Source organism: Brevibacterium sp. Lmc1 (assembly GCF_057654315.1).
In genome coordinates this window covers 1-17,858 of the sequence record NZ_JBYFKL010000002.1, presented here as the reverse complement: position 1 = coordinate 17,858, position 17,858 = coordinate 1, and the positions used below count along the sequence as shown (strand labels likewise).

At 56.7% G+C, this 17,858-nt stretch carries 14 protein-coding genes; 6 read left to right on the top strand and 8 right to left on the bottom strand.

What is annotated here, in order from left to right:
* Positions 1-27: 27 nt before the first annotated feature.
* The 4 genes from AC239G_RS18865 (at position 28) to AC239G_RS18850 (ending at position 5,505) form a co-directional block, all read left to right on the top strand.
* Complete coding sequence (locus AC239G_RS18865) at positions 28-1,614, top strand: thiamine pyrophosphate-dependent enzyme (RefSeq protein ID WP_487490162.1); 1,587 nt, start codon at positions 28-30, stop codon at positions 1,612-1,614.
* Positions 1,611-3,608 (top strand): phosphotransferase, encoded by a 1,998-nt coding sequence (locus tag AC239G_RS18860; protein ID WP_137211069.1) that lies wholly within the window; start codon positions 1,611-1,613, stop codon positions 3,606-3,608. The genes AC239G_RS18865 and AC239G_RS18860 overlap by 4 nt, the downstream gene beginning before the upstream one ends.
* Positions 3,524-4,327 carry an NTP transferase domain-containing protein gene (locus AC239G_RS18855; RefSeq protein WP_487490161.1) on the top strand — a complete coding sequence of 268 codons (804 nt, stop codon included), beginning with the start codon at positions 3,524-3,526 and terminating at the stop codon, positions 4,325-4,327. Before AC239G_RS18860 ends, AC239G_RS18855 begins: the two co-directional genes overlap by 85 nt.
* A gap of 197 nt (positions 4,328-4,524) precedes the next feature.
* A complete protein-coding gene (locus AC239G_RS18850; RefSeq protein ID WP_487490160.1) occupies positions 4,525-5,505 on the top strand; it encodes a hypothetical protein in 981 nt (326 codons plus the stop codon).
* An 18-nt stretch (positions 5,506-5,523) separates the two neighbouring features.
* On the opposite strand, the gene AC239G_RS18845 is transcribed toward AC239G_RS18850, so the two are convergent.
* The 5 genes from AC239G_RS18845 to AC239G_RS18825 are packed head-to-tail and all read right to left on the bottom strand — an operon-like array spanning position 5,524 to position 11,452.
* Positions 5,524-6,384, bottom strand: a complete 861-nt coding sequence (locus tag AC239G_RS18845) for an aldo/keto reductase (RefSeq protein WP_137211072.1) — start codon at positions 6,382-6,384, stop codon at positions 5,524-5,526.
* A complete protein-coding gene (locus AC239G_RS18840) occupies positions 6,375-7,178 on the bottom strand; it encodes a TauD/TfdA family dioxygenase (protein WP_137211073.1) in 804 nt (267 codons plus the stop codon). The genes AC239G_RS18845 and AC239G_RS18840 overlap by 10 nt, the downstream gene beginning before the upstream one ends.
* Positions 7,179-7,215: 37 nt before the next feature.
* Positions 7,216-9,318 carry an alcohol dehydrogenase catalytic domain-containing protein gene (locus AC239G_RS18835; RefSeq protein ID WP_487490159.1) on the bottom strand — a complete coding sequence of 701 codons (2,103 nt, stop codon included), beginning with the start codon at positions 9,316-9,318 and terminating at the stop codon, positions 7,216-7,218.
* Positions 9,312-10,304: an ROK family protein gene (locus AC239G_RS18830; protein WP_487490158.1), complete on the bottom strand. Its 993-nt coding sequence runs from the start codon at positions 10,302-10,304 to the stop codon at positions 9,312-9,314. Before AC239G_RS18830 ends, AC239G_RS18835 begins: the two co-directional genes overlap by 7 nt.
* Complete coding sequence (locus tag AC239G_RS18825) at positions 10,301-11,452, bottom strand: sedoheptulose 7-phosphate cyclase (RefSeq protein ID WP_487490157.1); 1,152 nt, start codon at positions 11,450-11,452, stop codon at positions 10,301-10,303. The genes AC239G_RS18830 and AC239G_RS18825 overlap by 4 nt, the downstream gene beginning before the upstream one ends.
* A gap of 198 nt (positions 11,453-11,650) precedes the next feature.
* Here AC239G_RS18825 and AC239G_RS18820 point away from each other — a divergent pair, with 198 nt between their 5' ends.
* On the top strand, positions 11,651-12,919 hold the full coding sequence (locus AC239G_RS18820) for a type III PLP-dependent enzyme domain-containing protein (protein ID WP_137211077.1): 1,269 nt from the start codon (positions 11,651-11,653) through the stop codon (positions 12,917-12,919).
* Positions 12,920-12,921: 2 nt separating this feature from the next.
* Positions 12,922-13,194 (top strand): acyl carrier protein, encoded by a 273-nt coding sequence (locus AC239G_RS18815; protein ID WP_487490156.1) that lies wholly within the window; start codon positions 12,922-12,924, stop codon positions 13,192-13,194.
* Here AC239G_RS18815 and AC239G_RS18810 read toward each other — a convergent pair.
* From AC239G_RS18810 to AC239G_RS18800, 3 genes are all read right to left on the bottom strand, one after another.
* Positions 13,171-15,474: a peptidase domain-containing ABC transporter gene (locus AC239G_RS18810; RefSeq protein ID WP_137211079.1), complete on the bottom strand. Its 2,304-nt coding sequence runs from the start codon at positions 15,472-15,474 to the stop codon at positions 13,171-13,173. The two genes, AC239G_RS18815 and AC239G_RS18810, sit on opposite strands and share 24 nt — an antisense overlap.
* A 204-nt stretch (positions 15,475-15,678) precedes the next feature.
* A complete protein-coding gene (locus AC239G_RS18805; protein ID WP_487490155.1) occupies positions 15,679-16,530 on the bottom strand; it encodes an HNH endonuclease family protein in 852 nt (283 codons plus the stop codon).
* Positions 16,531-16,703: 173 nt separating this feature from the next.
* Positions 16,704-17,231 carry a hypothetical protein gene (locus AC239G_RS18800; protein WP_137211081.1) on the bottom strand — a complete coding sequence of 176 codons (528 nt, stop codon included), beginning with the start codon at positions 17,229-17,231 and terminating at the stop codon, positions 16,704-16,706.
* Positions 17,232-17,858 lie beyond the last annotated feature (627 nt).

Here is a 17,858-nt window from a genome sequence, read left to right as displayed (position 1 = left end):
AGCTTATCGGATGGAAAGGAAGCTTTGGTGACTGTCGCTGAGGTGATCGCGCATCTTGCGGCAATGAACAAGGTCCATACGGCCTTCACTATGCCGGGATCATCATGCCTATCCATAGTTGACGCTTTCGGCGCCGCGGGTTTGCACATCGTAACAACCGCGGACGAAACTAGCGCCGTACACGCTGCCCACGGGTTCGCATCTGCCGATAGAGCGGATCGGGCGTTTGGGTGTGCGATCGTCGCGCGCGGCCCAGGGGCCGTCAACGCCATGTGCGGTATGGTGACGGCCGGCGACGGCACTCCTGTCCTGCTTATCGCGGGCGACAACGACCTCGCTCAACGTAACCGCAGGGTGGTCAACCAGGACCTGCCCCTGGAGAGAATACTCTCCGCAGCATTCCCGACCTTCGATATAGACTCTCCAGATCGACTTGAAGAGTGCCTGCCGCTGTTGTTCGAGCACCTGCTCGATCGTCGCGAATCGTGTGCCATCGTTGTTCCGAATGATGTGCAGGGAATGGACGCCGGCGCTGTGGGCGGTCGCCTGTCCGAAGGTCGGCCGTTCAAGTTCCCCAAAGCTTCCGAGTCGAGGACAGACGATCTAACGAGGATACTTCGTCGGCAACGCCTACCGTTTCTTATCTGGGGTCGTGGTGTTGGACTAGATCCAAAGCTCCGGGCCGCGGCTGAAAACTTCCTGGTGGCTAACCCCCACATCAACAGCGCAGTAACGTTGCGGGGGCTTTCGGGCATACCAGCTGGCGTACGAGGGCTCATCGGGACGCAGGGCCACCCTGATGTTAATGCTCTCGCGATGGCCAGCGACGCAATCATCGTGATCGACGAAGATCTGCGAGCGGAGGGCGTCGGACAATTGGAGACCTTCGTCGCTGGTCGCAAAGTCTACTCGTTTTCTCCGTCGCAGCAGACTCAAAGTTTCGTGCCAGCCGAGCAACGGGACATCAACAGGTCGCAACTTATTGATGTTCTCTCGAGCACCAAACTCGACGGCCCGGCTGGCCCCGGCGTTTCTACTAGGATTCCTGCTTTACCGATGCTTGCTTCTATGTTTGCGGAACTTCCTTCGGCAACACCGGTGACACTCGATTCTGGCCAGAATTTCTTCTGGGCTGCCGACGCGCTGATCCTCACCTCGCAACGACGCGTTATCTTCAGCGATCTGCAAGGCACGATGGGATTCGGCCTGCCAGCCGCTATCGGTGCTGCACTCGCGATCGGTCGCCCGGTGGCTGCTGTTTTGGGCGATGGAGCACTGCGTATGGGAATGGGTGATCTCGCCACGATCAAAGATCTCAATCTCCCGGTCAAAATCATGGTCGTTGATAACCTTGGACTCGGAATGGTGCGTCAATCGCAATCTGCCAAGGGTTTGCGACCGTCGGCGACGTCGTCTGGGGCGCTTCCGTTGCGTGAACTGGCCGGTGCGTTCGGATTCCATTACCACAATACGGCAGCCGCTGGATCGATCCACCTGTCCAAATTGGTCGATGACAGGGCATCTATTATCCACATTGAAGTCCCGCCGGATCGAACACTGACGACGAGGGGCAGCACGAAGTCCCCTCTCCCCGTAGGACCGCCCGCATTATGAAAATCGCCGGACTTCTCGATGTGACGCTACGGGATGGGGCTCTCGGTCTGCACTTTCCGTATTCAATGAAGCAGACGATCGGCTATGTTGAGATCCTACGCAACCTTGGCGTCCGGAACGCGGAAGTGGGTTTTGTTCACGGACCAGGGGCGTTAGACGCTGACATAATCGACAACCCTAACTTTCATGCCGATAGGTCTGTGATCGAGAATATCAATGCTCGCATCCCTGACGTAGATTTATGCGTTATGGCGGACGGGAACAATGGCAGGCTCCGGCAGCCGGGTACTTCCTTGTTCGTTGCAAGCCCTGCGATGATACGAGTTACAGTTGCTAGCCCTGACTTTGAGGATCACACTTGGATATTCGATGGGCTCCGAGACTCGGGAACTCGATTTTCCGTGAACCTTAAGCATTCGGGTCTGTATAGGGTCGAAGACCTGTTGAGAGCTGCAAAGCTAGCTGAGGATGTCGGAGCCGAATGCATATATATAGTCGATACGAGTGGCACGATGACGCCGGATGCTGTCAGCGTAGCAATCTCAACGATTCGTGATGCTGTTCCTTCAGTACTTCTTGGCTTTCACGGACATAATAATCTCGGTCTGGCCGTCGGGAATTCCCTAGCTGCCGTCGAGAGTGGGGTTGATCTAGTAGATGTGTCGCTTGGCGGCGTGGGCGCTGGAGGAGGCAACACGCCCCTCGAGGTGATGCTCTTCCTATGCGAGGATGCCGGACCGGAACTCATGGACGAGCTTGCACCGGCATATGAACTGCTGGCTCCGCATATAGACCCAGCGCTTGCGCAGACCGCTTTCTGGGGACGTATCGGGGCAAGTTCTGAGTCGAGGGCGGCTCTGCAACGGCTATCCCAGAAGTACGAGGAACCGCTGCGTTCCATCGCTTGGGAATGGCGCTTCGGTTCAGAGATCAGACGTACTAATCATTCCTTAGTTGAGCGGCGAATAGACCTAAAAGCCGGTAGATTCGTGCGCAAGTATGGTCTCAGCTCTATCGAGGGTTTCGGGAATGAGATTGAGTTCGCTCTCAAGGCGAACTCCAAAGTTGCGTCGATCTGTTCCGTCTTGGAACACGGATCCACCGCAGACGGCACGCCATATTACGACCTTCCTTACCTGGACGGCGAGTCGCTCCGAGAGCTCCGATTGGCCGATGAGGAGAATGGTGACATTAGCATCGTCCCCGTTCAACGGCTTATGTTGGCACTTCGGGAACTTTGGAGCGCATGGCCAGTGGATATCGAGCCTGAGGCTCACGTCGTAAAGGCCCAGCATAAGCGCCTCGAAGCGCGGCTCTCGCTGCCCAAGTACGGAGGCTCCGAGACCCTGCCTGACCTAGGCTGGACGTCGGCTGACCAGCTTGATCCCGAGGAATTGTTGTCAATGTTTCGGTATTTGCCGACAGTCCAGATCGCTGGGGTAGAAAATCGAGGAGTTGACGAGCTCCTGCAGGTGCTCGATGATCCCTTTCTTATTCCACCGATTTCTAGCCTCGGTATCATTCACGGCGACCCACATTTTGGCAACATCATGTTTTCGGACGGCGTTTGGTTGCTCGACAACGGGGGATTCTTGGAGGGCGGTGATATCGCTTATGACATCGCAAAAGTGTTGCTGTCGCTCGACGGTTGTGATCCGTTGATGCACAAAGCTCTCAAGCCGTTCCAGTTTCGGCGGCGCGATGGGTTAGTGGAAGTTGCCGATATCGAGTGGTCACAGCAGGGCCCACGGGCGACCTTGCGCGCTGAATACCGCCGTCGAATCCTTAAGGAGGCAGTGTTGCCGCCCCTCGTCGAATTTGTAGAGGCTGACGAGAATCTCTTTCCTAGGGCTGAGATGATCGAGGCCTTGCATCTATTAGCACTTGCTCCCACAATGACGTATCTCGGATGGGTAGGCGCAGCCCAACTGCTACAGGGAATTTCGTTGCTCAATTCCGCCGTAGCGCAATATGCGTCTCAGGTTTGGCGTTGAAAGCGATCATCATGGCTTCCGGGCTTGGGAGCCGACTCGGAGGAACCGGCCAGAGCCCACCTAAGTGTCTTCGACCATTGACAGGCACAAGCACCATTCTCGACTGGCAGGTAGATGCGCTTTTAGAAGCGGGACTCACCATCACTATCATCCCAAGACCGGGAAACGGGCATATTGCTGATTGGTACAAAGACCGCCGCCGCGGTGACGCCCGAATTCAGATTGCGAACATCCCTCTTGAGCCCTATGCAATGTCGCTCTCGAGGGCTGCTCTCGGCGAGGAGGGGGTGTTAGCGATCGACTGTGACATCGTCCTACCGCAAGCGGAGCTCATCACAGCTGCGCAAGAGTTCAAGGCCAGCGGTGCCGCATCTTCATTCATCGGCATCACACGAGCGCCGGACACGATTTCGGATCGCACTATCTGGGTGGAGCCCGCTCGGAAAGCTTCGCGTATTTGGCGTGGACAAGCGTCTTCGGGAAGCGCGCATACGGCGAGCGTGTATGGATTCAGTTCCGTCGGTCTTCAGAAACTCAAAATGTATGCGGCCTCGGGTAAGGCGGGATTCGGGGACTTCTTGGTTTCTATCGGAGACTCGGTCGCATTCTATCAATTTTCCTTCGGTGTTAACGTGAATACGAACGGAGACCTTGCAGCGGCGCAACGTCGGGCCTGTAGGGGCACAGTTAGGGATGAGGTACTAACCAGATGGAACTGAGTGCAGTCTTGAGGCACGCTGTCGAGAAGGTGCCTTTTTACTCCCGTGCATACAACATCACCGCTGCCGATTCGATCGAGAGATTCGAGGTCCTGGATCGATCCGCAGTTGTCGGTAATGAGGCGAGCTTCCTCGCTACAGACGTTGACAGAAGCCGGCTCCTTGTGTCCCGGACTAGTGGCACTACGGGTACGCCAATGACCATCTGGCACAGTGAGAAAGAGCGAAGCGCCGCCGCGCTGGCCCTCTGGCGTCGGCGCCGCTGGTTCGGTGTTTCCTCCCCTGCTCAGCGGTCGTGCCGTTATTACGGTTACCGTCGACGCCAAGGCAACGACTACACGATGGAGCCAGTTTACCGCGAGGGAAACGTAATACACCTCAACTGGTTTGATCTCAGTCCCGCGACCCTTGGTGTCCACTACAAGGCGATCGTTGAGCACGAACCGGTCTGGATACAGGGCCCACCAAGTGCCCTTGGCCGGTTCGCCACATTTTTGCTCGACACAGGCCTCCCAATGCCGAAATCTGTTCGCTTAGTGGAGCTGACAGGTGAGGCGATAAGCGGAGCCGATCGTACCGTGATCGAGGCAGCATTTCCTCAAGCCGGAGTCGCAAGCTACTACGGGTCACGTGAAATGTGGCTGATTGCATACGAGTGCCCGGAAGGATCCATGCATTCGGCACCCGAGAGCGTTCATTTCGAGCTCGAAAAGGATGAGGTCTTCCCTGAGAAACCGTTCGCTACCGTAATCTTGACGAGTCACATCTTCGTTTCGATGCCGCTCATCCGTTACCGCATGTCGGATCGCGTCCAGCTTTCTTCTGGATATTGCGCGTGCGGGCGGGGAGGGACCATTCTATCCTCTGTCATGGGTCGCCAGGCCGACTTCGCCCACACTATCGACGGTGAGCCTGTCCTCGCACACTACTTTCAATTTGTCATTCACCAGCTCAACTTCGAACAGCGCAAATCGGTATTGCGCTATCAGGTCGAGCAACGAGGTCATTCATTCATATTCAGGCTCGAAGTTGGAGAAGGATGGAGCTCGTCGAGCCAGACACGTCTACGGGCTCTGATGGCGGATCGGTTTCCCGGGCAGGATGTGTTGGTGGAGATCGGCCCGTTGGAAGTGGGAGGCAAGTTCAGAAACTTTCTGCCAGATTTAGATCGAAGATGACGTACGGCGGGAGGAATTTCACTTCTGTGCCGTTAGCAGCTCGATTTCGTCGGCGTCCAATATAAGATCGGTCGCAGCCATGGAATCGAAGACCGTCGAAGGCTGCGTCGTCCCGAATACTGGAATGACATTGGAACCAGCTGCAAGAGCCCACGCGAGTGCGACACGCTGTGAAGAGACACAATGCGACCGTGCAATTTCGCGCACCCCAGGAATCCGATCAAGTGACAAAACGCCAGACTTGCTCCCGAGCGGGCTGCGGGCCACGAAGGACAAGCCGAGTGAGTTACACAGCGCTACTCCAGAAGTTGTTCCTTGGTGTACGAGCGACAGCTTGTTTTGGACAGCAATAAGTCGATCTCCCAGGATGCTGTGTGCCAGGCGAATTTCCTCGTCATTTACATTTGACACACCAGCGGCCTTAATTAGCCCTTCGTCATGAAGCGTGACGAGCGCACCGACTGATTCTGCCAAAGGTACCTTGGGATCTGGGCGGTGCAGGTAGTAGAGGTCGATTGCGTCCACCTTGAGTCGTGACAAGGACGCACGCGCTGCCGCCGCAATATAATCAGGGCTCCCGTCAATTCGCCAGGTGCCGTCACCTGGCCTGATATGACCTCCCTTGGTGGCAATAACGAGCTCGGATCGCGCGAAGGACGACTGAGCGAGTGCACGCTGGATTAGAAGTTCGTTGTGCCCGACTTCATCTGCTCCAATGTGATAAGAGTCCGCTGTATCGATGAGTGTAGCGCCCGCTTCTAGAGCTGCGTATAGGGTCGCGACCGATTGAGCACAGTTCGGGCGACCTTCGGTCGACATCGACATCCCGCCGACGCCGACCGCTGAGACGGCTCTTGCCCCGAGCCGTCTCAAGCGCACGAGGATCCAAGGTTGTTCGTCGGGGCCCCGCAAGACGACAAATCGCTTCTGGCGGTAAGGGCCGGGATTCGGTGATCGATCCCGAGCTTAAAACGCTTGACTCTGCGAGCGACCTCGCCGCTTAGGTCGGTACGAGAATGGATGAATCGCGCGTTGTCGAAAAGCAGGAGTTCACCCCTATCCAACCATCCTCGGAGGGTCTCCGGATGTGGTGAGCCGTACGCGATCGAATGCATTTCGTCGATCGCGATTCGAATCTCGTCGGACGAATTGGCGCGGGAAACTCCCTCGCTCACGTGACGGACGTTAAAGCGGCCGAGCCACTGCCCTTCGTGTTGTGAAAATACCGGGGCGGTGCCGTAGCTATGGCCTTGCAGTGCAAACGGCACAGGCTCGCATAACGCGGCCCAACGTCGACTCCAGCCATTGTCCCGAGCCGCAATCGCTGCAATGGAATCGATAGATACGAGCTCACTCACGCCAAAGCCGCGTTGATCCGGTTGCTCGCAGAGTAGGCCGAGGTATAACGGAGGATTTGTCGATCGAGCTCCGTCAGTGTGGAATCGAATTCTCCGTGTCGTGGCTGGTACCACTTCTCCAGGTCCGCCCGCGAGCATTGTTCTATCCTCTTGCTCGGCATCTGGCTGGCCGGGACAGATTGCCGTCAGTAGTGTGTCGACATCGGCCTCGGGCATTTCACGGCAGTCGACAATGACATACCCGTTTTCGAGTAGATGCTCCTCGCCGAGCCTTAGCTCGCGCGAGGAGAAGATGTGTTTCTTCAGATCGGTCATTGGTCAGCTCCTCGGCATATCAGGTGAAATATTTATGTTAAGACTTGGCAAGGCCCGAAAGGGCTGAGAGTGAACCTTCGATAGAAGTGAAGTCGACGAGGGTCTTGAGCCGGGTGTTACGTTCAGGATCAGGTGAATTCGACTGCCAATTGCGGAGGAGTTTAACAGCGTTTTGGGGTGACAATGTGTGAGTAATAATGCCCCACTCATCTCCTACAGAAGATAAATGAACCGCGGAGTCTTGTATCTGTTCACTGGTCGTGCCACGTTGGCCGCAACAACGGATCGTCTTGCCGTCGAGTTGGATTTCCGCGACAGTTAGTGGATCATATGAGGCATTCGCTCGCCTAACCGAGGATAGTGTCTCGAATTCCCGTCCGGGGGGCGCATCGGCCACCAAGTGGAGGAGCCCACCCGGCCGTAGCATTAGCCCGGACAAAGTCAATGGTCTTCGGCGTCGGCTTGCACAATGCACAACCGTACCGAACTCGCCATTGAGGCTCGCCACGGCGGCCGAATCGCAGATCATCGATTGCAATGAAGGAAAACGATTGCGTAAATACTCTCTTCGATGGGTGTTCTCAGTGATGAGATAAGTCGCTGTCGAGTGCTGCTGCAACTCTAGCGCAAGAAGAACGGCGATAACTCCGCTTCCTAAGATTCCGATCGGTTGACCGGACAATGCGTCTAACTTCGAGATCATATCGACAGTGCGCCGCACAGCAGCAAGAGGTTCTGCAAGTGCTAGCGCGGGTGACGGCACAGCGTCGATACGGACGATAGCACCATCGGCGATCTCAGCACTTCGCAGAGCGACATGGCTCTGAAGGAAGCCTTCGGCCGAGTGGCCGATCACAGAGGCCGGGTTCGTCTCGCTCACCGGATTGCAGATTACTACAGACCCTACAGGTAACTTCGAGATTGAGCTGCTCGATATAGTTCCGACAGCTTCATGTCCCAGCACCCTGGCACGATCGGGCCGACGTCCGTCAAGGATCTGACGATCTGTGCCGCAGAGGCCCACCCATGCAGTGCGGATGACAACCTCGGCACTCATCGGCAGGGGTTGAGACTCAACCCGGACTGTTGTGGGCGTCCTGATGATCGCCTCTGATAGACCCGTGGGTCGCTCTGGGAGCACAATGGTCTTCCCAAACTGCCGATGGGCATCGACAGTACGTAATGCGGCCGGTAGGTTGGCGAGCCACTGTCGGCGGGTCAGCAAGTTCGAGAACGATTGATCACGATCGTCAGCAAGAATCCGAAGAGCTTCGATGAAATCCTGGTGAGTTGCGCCATGTGATCCAGATAGCTGCAGACGCCGATCGCAAAGTTTGGCGTAAACTTTCATCTCCTGCCGGCGGACACGATCTAAGAGCTGCGACAGCTCGTCGCGAGGCCGCGGTGTTGTGCCACCAAACAGGTGGATCCGTCCGTCCTGCGGGAGCCACCTCGCGATTGACCGAGTGAGATCGGTTGAGATTTCTGCGGTCGCATCAATCACAATCTCCACCCCGTTGAAGTTCGTGGCGTCGAGTTCCCCGACTTCGAACTTATTCGGGAAGGTGCGGGTGAGCCAGTCGATTCGGTCGTGTCGACGATTCAGGATACGAACGTTGGCACCATTCCGCTTCAGCAACAGCCCTAACAGAACTCCGTAGAACCCTCCACCAACAATCGCGATAGATCGCCCATCAGTTTGCCCCAGTGAACAGATAGAGTGCACCGCACAAGCCAGCGGCTCGGTGAGCACGTACCGCTCCACTGATTCCACGGAGCCGCACGGTATCAGAGCGGCATTTACGATATCGGGCTTTCCTTGCACGATGATATGAGTGCCAAACGCTGAGGTTCTCGAGACATCCACGTGTGGGTCAAGAACCACACGCTCACCTTCGTGCAGATGGAGTCCAGCGCCAACTGTCTCGACGACCTCACCGACAAATTCGTGACCGAAAGTGCGCATTCCGTGACGGCGGCCGGCTAGTTCTTTTATATCGGATCGGCAGATCCCAGCTGCCAGGGTCTTGACGACCACCGTTGCCGAGGCGTTTGGTTCTGGGAAGGTGAGTTTCCCGCTACGAACCGATCCGTCATCAAGCCAAAATCCCCAAGAGCCGTCAAGGACATCATTCACCATCTGTGTAGCTCCTCTCGGAGTTCGGATCGTGAGGCGTATAGTGCCGCCCCGAGCAGTTCGTTCCCGGTCGGTTCGACCGGGATTAGACGTCGCGTAAGCCAGTCGTCGTCGTTGGCGAGGAGATAGGGTCCAGATTTCTCCGACAGCTCTTGCAGGATACGGATGATGTGATCTGACAGCGCTGCGTGAAATCCGCCGATGAGGGCAATGTCAACATCAGGCAAGAGTGTCACCGCGATTTCGAGGAATTCAAAGAGTGGCGCAATTGATGCCCGTAGGAGACGTTCGGCTATTACATCACCCAGGTTCAGTCGTCCAACGAACGATTCCAAAGATGTCGTACCACTGTCGAATTGCGCTAGGACCCGTTCGAAACCTCGCCCGGAAATGTACGACGCCAAGTGTCCGACGCCTCCGCAATCGCAGGGCAGAGCGAATGAACTCCCATTCAAGCTGAACCGAGCCGGCAAATGCCCCACATCCCCAGCGATACCCCAACGGTCGTCAACGGCCACGACCGGGCCATTACGCCGGATCAAACGTGCAGCAACACCCGAGGATAAAGTGATCACTAGCACGTCGTGCGTGCGTTCGGAGGTGCGATGTAGCACTCCTAGGCCGGCGGCGGTGAGATCATTCAACACTGACCAAGCACTCTGCGGCCAGCGCGAGGTCAGCGCCCCTTCCATATCCCAGCGGTCGGGTGCCGTTGCTCCCAACAAGGGCGCAGAAGCGATCACAACGTTCTGTCGTGCGTTGTATGCAGCACCGATGGACACGCCAGAAATATGCAAATCCGGCCTCTCGCTTGCCCACCTAGCGAGGTGGGCAACGATAGAAGTCTGCGGGGTGCCATTTATGTCCAAATCCCTCGTCGCGACGCTGTCTGCCTCAACGATGCTCAGGTGGGAAGAGAACACAGCCATTCTCGTATTCGTGCCCCCTACATCAAAGGCTAGGATGGAGCTACCGTTTTCTGAGGTCATGCGTGACCTCGACGTATCAATTCGAGGGCACGTGCGACCTCATCAACCGTGCAGTCTTGTACGAAGGTCACACCACCGCACGAGTGTGGAACAGGTAAGTTCTGCTTACCATTCCGGTGACGGGTCGCTTGCAGTAACCCCTGGAATAGTTGCTCCGCGGTTATGCCTACGTGATCCAGTGGCAGTCCCGCACCGAGGATGAGATCACGTATTCGTTTGAAGTCGGAGGTAGAGAGGATTCCTCGCTCAAGTGCGATCGCGGACGATAGAGAAGCGTCAATCGCGACACTCTCGCCGTGCAACAGCCCCAAGGACTCTTCGAGTTCTATAGCGGGGCCGAAAGAATGTCCGAAGTCAACTGTGCGTGCAAGCTCGGCTTCGAACGGATTCGCGCTCAATTCAGCAACCATCGATGCGGCAGCGCGATCCACGAGGTGTTCGAGTGCCGCGCCCCGGGAAAGATCTCTGCTTCCGGTATTTAAGTACGCTTCGAGGGAAGCAAAGAGAGCAGCATCACAGGCGATAGCGACCTTGATCATCTCAGCTAGACCGTTGGCGAGTTGGCGAGCGGGCAAGGTGGAGAGGAACTGGCTATCCAGAATCGTTGCAAGCGGAGGGTGATATGCACCTAGACGATTCTTGCCTCGTCCGAAATTTACTCCCGTCTTGAGCCCGATTCCGGCGTCGACCTGGCCCAAGAGCGTCGTAGGAACGCGAATGTAAGGAGACCCCCGACGGAATACTGCACACGCTAGACCCACGACATCGAGGAGTACGCCGCCGCCAATGACTAATATGGGCTCGCTCCTGCGTAACGGCTCAAACTCGTCAATTAGCGTCAACACCTGAATCAGTTGCGTGATGTTCTTGTCGTGTTCCGCGAGGTCTATGGGTTGGAAAGTGGCTTCGAGTCCTCTCGCTGAAAAATATTCCTGGATTCTGTCGCCGAATGTCTGCCAGACGAACCCGTCTACGAATATGAGCCGACGTGGAGAAAAGGGTACTCCTCCGCCCATCAGCGTGAGTGCGGGGTCACTTGCGTCGAATACGTCTTCTGTGCGGATGATCGGCGCCTCAACGGACTGCGAGCCTCGCAGCATTCCGATTATCGAGGTCTCGTTTGTCGCCGACAGATCGTCGATATCCATCCTCACACTCTACATAGTTTCAGCGAGGTTCAGCCCGCCCGTCCGCCTCCACTCAACCGCGTCCGAAGTAGAATGATTGAGTCATCCTGATCGAGTCCTATCAGCGGCCACTCGATGGCAATCGTCATGTTGCTGCTACGACTTGGCGGCAAGCTAAACAGAATGTCAGAGTCCGTGTAGTTGGTAGATTAGAGTTCGATGGACACTTTTTACCTTAGAATGATCGAGGCATACGGGACCCCGACGTTCGTGTATTCGCTCGATGAGCTTCGGCGATCGCGACGCAGGTTGATCGACGGGTTGCCGGAGGGCATCAGGGTTCACTACTCCCTTAAGGCGAATCCGCATCCAGACATCGTCGGTGCTCTTGTTAGTGAAGGGTGTCGCGCAGATGTCAGTTCGAGTGGCGAATTAAACGCGGCTCTTGATTCATGCGCTGCATCAGACATCCTTTATACGGGGCCAGGAAAGACTGATGCCGAGATCATTTATGCACTCTCTCGGGGTGTCGAGCGATTCTCAGTCGAGTCGCAGAACGAGCTCACAAGACTTCGTTTATTGGCGGAACAAGTAGATGCTCGAGCAGGCTACCTCGTTCGCGTCAATTCCGCGCAACGTGGCTCGGTCGGCTTGCGTATGACCGGAAAACCCTCGCAATTTGGCGTCCCTGAGGATGAAATGAGCGAAGAACTTTTTCGAACGACATCGGCTCTCCGCTTCCTTGGCCTGCACTTCTTTCCGGCGTCGAATGTATCCGACGAGGCTAACCTCATCCGCTCGTTCGCAGCGTCCATTTCGACAGCAAGTGCCGTGTGTGACCGTTTTGGACTCGACATCACGGAACTTCATTTGGGCGGAGGGTTCGGTGCGTGGTTTGGTTCGGTTGGTGAGCTACCGCGTTATATCGAGCTCAAGCAAGCAATGGGGGATCTGCTCGATGAGGGCTTTCCGGGGTGGCGCACTGGTGCCCCCGCAGTCGCGGTGGAGTCGGGCCGTGCACTCGTCGCAGCGATGGGCGTACTGTTGTGTTCCGTTACGGATGTGAAATCTTCCTACGGACGTCAATATGCTGTGACCGATAGTGGTGTCAATCATCTAGGTGGTTTTGGTGCCTTGGGACGTATGATTCGGAGTCCTCTGGTCCCGCGACTCGTTGAAGTCGGTCCAGCCCGTTCTGATCAATCTGCTCAAAGGACGACAGTTGTGGGCCCACTTTGTACTCCGGCGGATATCCTTGTGCCCGACTTCCAGGGACCTAAGCTTTATCGGGGAGATGTGCTTGCTATTCCTAGCGTCGGTGCCTATGGCTTGACCGCCAGTCTTATCGGTTTCCTTGGGCACCCGGCTCCGGTGGAAATACTTCATGACGGGGGGACAATAGTCTCGGCTTCAAGGATCACATTAGGTCGCCAAACGGCGAAACCTCGTGCCGGAACCATGGCGTCCAGCACGGAGCGAGAGGAGTAGTAATGATGCCCGAATGGGACGAAGCTTATGAGCAAATTCTGCGTTCTCACCTCTTCGATCTTTCGCCCGAAGACCCCATCACGCCAGAGACGAGTTTACGAGAGGAAGGCCTGGACTCGCTCGAGACAGTCGAACTTCTCGTGGAGCTTGAAAACCAGTATGGGATCATGTTTGACGACGAAACGCTTACCATGGATACGTTCTCCACCGCAGGCTCGCTGTGGAATGCTGTGCATCTGCAGCTTCCTGACTTATCCGGTCCCTCGGTCTTGTAGTAGGCCGCTGCCCGCCGAGTCGATTTCATCCGGGGTCCCGACCTCGACAACGCGCCCTGCCCGTACTACTGCGATTTGATCTGCAGCGGTCACTAGTCCGAGACGGTGTGCAGCGACAATAAGGGTGCAGTCCAATTTCCGCAGATTTGCGAAGATGCGAGCCTCAGTCTCCGGATCCACGGCACTGGTTGCCTCGTCAAGGATTAGGATCTTCGGTTCTGACAAAAGAGCTCTCGCCAAAGCGATACGTTGCCGCTGACCTCCAGAAAGTCCTACGCCTCCGGATCCCAGCATAGTCTCGTACCCCATCGGAAGTTCCTCGACGACGTGGTCGAGTTCCGCGATGCTGGAGGCGCGCTGGACGTTTTCCCGGCTAGCGCCATTTTGTGAGAGAGTAAGGTTTTCGAGAATGGAGCCTGCAAACAATCGTGAGTTCTGGTCGACGTATCCGATCCCTTCCCGGTACGCGCTTCGGTTTGCATCCCGTAGGTCGACATCGCCAACCGTGATCGAACCCTCGGTTGGCGTGTAAATTCCAGCGATTAGGGCAGCGATTGTTGACTTCCCTGATCCGGAAGGGCCGATGAGACCCATGTAACTTCGGGCAGGAACGGCTAAATTGATTTCTGCGACCGACGACCGAGTGGCGCCTTCGTAGGTAAACTCCACGTCCGTGAGCAGGATGGGTTGCGGGCGTTGAGTCGCAACTCGCAGGGAACCACTTCTTTCCGGTTCGGCATCGACGACGTCAGCGACACGTGCGAGCTCTGGTCCCAGGCTCGCCATTTGAATAAAAGCGAGGCAGAACGATCCCAGAGGCGCAAAAAAGCCGATCATGATCGTGCTTAGGGCGACAAGTTGGCCAATTTCCAGGGAGCCGCTTTGGAGAAGCAAATAGCTCACGACGAGCATTGCAATCGGCGCTATGAACTGTACCGTTAGGATCGCTGCCGAGACCCAAGCAATGCCCCGTCTATATGCGGTCCCCGCTGTGACGTCGCGAGCAAACGCGTTTAACCAACGCCGCGTAATTTCTGGTTCTGCTCCCAACGCCTTCACCGTCAACATCCCATCGAGCGACTCGATCAGCTTGTTGTTGGAGTCAACCTGCGCGTCAAGGCTCGTAGCTGCAAGGTCCCATAAGTGCCGCCAAGAAAGTGCAATTGTCCCGATAAGTAGTGTAGCCAGGCCCACGGCGACTGTGGCGACGAGCCAATGCTGGGAGAAGAGAAGAGCCATGTAGAGAAGGACGATTATAGCGTCGAAGGCGGCGGAGAGAGTGATCGAGCTAACGATGTTCCGAATCCGAAGGCTGGTCCTGGCGCGCTGCATGAGGTCCCCCGCGTGTCTGCGTTCAAAGAACGCATACGGTAGACGCATCAGCGATCCCACTAAGCCAATAGTGGATTCCTTATCCATGACGCTCTGGAGGCGTGTAATAGCCAGACCTCGAGCTGTTTGCAACGCGAAGAATGCAACAGATACTGCTACTAGGCCACCCACCAGCATCGCTAGTGGAGCCGATATGTTGCCTTGGTCGGATGCTAGCTGCACAACACTGCCGGTCAGGAATGGTAGCGCGAGGTTGAAAGCGACCAGGGCCAACGATGTGAGGCCGGCGACCAACCAAGAGCGGCGAGCTCGCGGAAGAAAGTACCGCAGTCTGGCCCAAAAGTGGCTTCCATGTGAGCCGGTATTACGCTTACCTCGGTCAGCCCCAGCTTGTGGGAAGAACTCGATCGCCACCCCTGTGAATGCATGGTCCGCGTCACGATAGGTGAGTCGCCGTCGACCGTGGGCGGGGTCAACGACTACGAGCGTCGCTCCTTCGAATGACTCCAGCACGACGAAATGGCGGTAGTCCCAGAACAGAATCGTGCCAGTTGGGAGCTGGCGGAGGCCTTCTAAACTTGTTCGCACGCCGCGAGCGGCGAGGTCGAAACGATTCGCTACTTCGACGATCTTCCGAGCGGAGACCCCGTCGCGACCGACTCCCAATTCGAGCCGCACCTTGTCAATATCAAAGTCGAGGCCGAAGTAGTCCAGCACAGACGCCAGACAGGCAGCGCCGCAATCGGCATGCTGAACTTGAGGAAAATAGCGCACGCGCTGATGTCCGAACTGATGAACGGCACCGCGAAGCAGACTGCCGATTCGTTGTCTATTTCCTCTCAGCCGTGACACCTCCGCTACTTCTCCAAGAAGGTCTTGGCTGCGTTGCTCGGTCGCCGAATCGCGGCGAAAGCGTGTATGAATTGGTTCGGATCGGGGATGCTCCAATGGGCTATCCTTTCGAAGCTGAGTGCGTGAGTGAGGGGGAGTGCCGTTTTGATGTCGTCTGGATAAAGGATCCCATAGTGTTCAGCTGGAAGACCTCGAAGAGCTCCAGGCAGCCTTCGCTGCGTCCTAATTACACAATAGGCAGTGCTGAGGCTTGTGATCCTCTTCAGATGAAGTAATGACCTTTCTCCTGTTCTGATGCGGCTACCGCTTTGCCCACTCTTTAAGGCAGAAATACGTGAATATTACTACGGCGAATAGTCCAGCAAGGGCCAGCGGGTAGGGCCAGGGGTTGCCTGTGGGGGAGGAGTTGTGTTCCGAAGGTGCTGAAGTGGGTTCAGCGTTGTTGTCGCATGTGTCGATCTTCTGAAGCATTGTTCGCTGATCAGCGGGGTCGACGGGCATATCGTACTTGTCAGCGATGTAGCTAAAGCGAGAGATGTAGGTGCAGACGTAGCTGGGATTGTCGGGGACCAGCCATTCTGAAGGTCCAGAGCTGCCTTTGGAGCTGTTGGATGGGGCGTCGGCCAAGATGAGGTTGTCAGGGTCGTTGTAGAAGGCTTCGCGCTCCTTCTGGGTCTGTTGGTAGCCGATCATGTCGTAGTGATACTCGGCCGGAACGATGTGCTCGACCTCGAGGGCAGGGCTCTGCTGGCGAGAGAACTCGATGCTGCGGCCGGTATAGGGATCATGTTCGAGAACTCCGGAGTCGACGGCGCAACGGTCGTTTGCCTTGTACTGGACCTCGTCGAGATCTCGGTTGCGGATGTCCTCGCGAGTCGATCCGCAGAACCCTGTGTCGGCAGAGCCGATGTTCGATGACCAACTTCCATACTGGGCTGATCGATCGTAGGCGCCATTCGAGCGTCTGGGGGACGAGCGGAGGTCTTCAATGATCGTTCGGACCGCCTCGCGATCAACTTGTCCAATGGCCGCGGGAGACTCTGCGCCGGTGAGGTCGGTCAGGGACCCGGCCGCGGTGGCAGGGCTTGCCAGGGGGATGGCCACGAAGGTCGTGATCAGGAGTGCGGAAATTGCGCGTATCTTGTAATGCATTATGATCTCTTGCTAAGACTGCTCATGCGTTGTTGCATCTTGCTGGTGCATTGACACCGCCGGGCTTGGAGGCGTCTGGATGAGGGGATCCGCGAGGGGGCCACAGATTCCTATCCACGAGAGGATCAGAGCGCTGATCATGGCGGGGCCTGGAGTACTGAGTCTCGATGTGTTCACCAGCTGCCTCCGGCCTGGACCGAGACAGTCCGCTGGATGTGCTTGAGCTGTGGCGAAGTGAGCTCGGTTTGGTCCGTCAGGATCTTGACTGCCTCGTCGATGGCTACGGGGTTCCGATCCAGGTTGAAGACGAGGAGCCGGCGGGCTTCGCTTTGTAGCTGTGTGCTGCTGTCCTCGATCGGCAGATCATGTGTGGTGATCATGGCCGCTTGTGATGGGTGAATGTAGAACAATCCGGCGTACTCGGTCAGGAGAAGCTTTTGAGAGAGGTCGGCCACGCTTAGCGGCGCGTGGGTGATGGTCAGGTGCGTGGAGTGCGCATTGAGGAATGCCACCTCAGCTTTCAGACCGAGGCATGTGGCAGCAACGATCTGTGCTGTGAGCAGTTCGGCTCGGTACTCCGTTGGCACGTCGACACCTCCGTTCCAGACCGTGGCGATCGCCGGCGCGGGGCCGTAGAGGGTCCGTCCTGTGTGGAAAGAGATGTCGAGGGTCCGTGTGGGTGGAAGCGGGGCGATGGTCATCGTTGTCTCCTCTGTTCTTGCTGATATAAGCGCCGTGAACTGGAAGATCTGACGGGCTTTACAAAAATATACTGGCACATATACTAGTCTATGTAAACACCGAAACAGACGCTAAGGTGGCAGGCATGACGGCAGAGAAGGGCGAGCACAACGTTCGGCCGATCTGGCTCAACCTGACGAGACTGATCGCCGACAATAAGCCGGCTATGGTGCGGAGCGCTCATGCATAGCTCTTCGGGCGAGACCCGGCTCCCCGTTAGCCTCCGACCCCTACGTTCTGCCACCGGGGAGTATCTAGGAGCGATAGAGATCTCCCTGAGCGCTGCAGGCTCCCCTAGAGCAGTCGTCTATACCGCGCATGAGCCGGCCGCGGCCGGAGGCCGGCAGCGGGATTTCTCCACGTGGGAACACGCGGCTTCATACCTGGGGTTGATCGCCAGTTCGATGTAGCACCTAGAGAAGGGCTTACATAGATTCTGTTTGCCCGCCCTGTTCCGATGGTCAAAAGATCACGAAGAAGTAACGCCCACTTCCTCGCCTTTGAGCCGCGCAGCGGCGATTTCGTGTCCAGCCAGGCTTGCCTGGCTGATCAGGAGAGCGAGCGCAGCGAGGGAGCCAATAGGCACG

Coding starts and splice junctions, on each gene's coding strand:
- AC239G_RS18860 (WP_137211069.1), top strand. CDS start 1,611: ATGAAAATCGCCGGACTTCTCGATGTGACGCTACGGGATGGGGCTCTC.
- AC239G_RS18855 (WP_487490161.1), top strand. CDS start 3,524: ATGGGTAGGCGCAGCCCAACTGCTACAGGGAATTTCGTTGCTCAATTC.
- AC239G_RS18850 (WP_487490160.1), top strand. CDS start 4,525: ATGACCATCTGGCACAGTGAGAAAGAGCGAAGCGCCGCCGCGCTGGCC.
- AC239G_RS18840 (WP_137211073.1), bottom strand. CDS start 7,178: ATGACCGATCTGAAGAAACACATCTTCTCCTCGCGCGAGCTAAGGCTC.
- AC239G_RS18835 (WP_487490159.1), bottom strand. CDS start 9,318: ATGGTGAATGATGTCCTTGACGGCTCTTGGGGATTTTGGCTTGATGAC.
- AC239G_RS18830 (WP_487490158.1), bottom strand. CDS start 10,304: ATGACCTCAGAAAACGGTAGCTCCATCCTAGCCTTTGATGTAGGGGGC.
- AC239G_RS18825 (WP_487490157.1), bottom strand. CDS start 11,452: ATGGATATCGACGATCTGTCGGCGACAAACGAGACCTCGATAATCGGA.
- AC239G_RS18820 (WP_137211077.1), top strand. CDS start 11,651: ATGGACACTTTTTACCTTAGAATGATCGAGGCATACGGGACCCCGACG.
- AC239G_RS18815 (WP_487490156.1), top strand. CDS start 12,922: ATGATGCCCGAATGGGACGAAGCTTATGAGCAAATTCTGCGTTCTCAC.
- AC239G_RS18805 (WP_487490155.1), bottom strand. CDS start 16,530: ATGCATTACAAGATACGCGCAATTTCCGCACTCCTGATCACGACCTTC.
- AC239G_RS18800 (WP_137211081.1), bottom strand. CDS start 17,231: ATGACCATCGCCCCGCTTCCACCCACACGGACCCTCGACATCTCTTTC.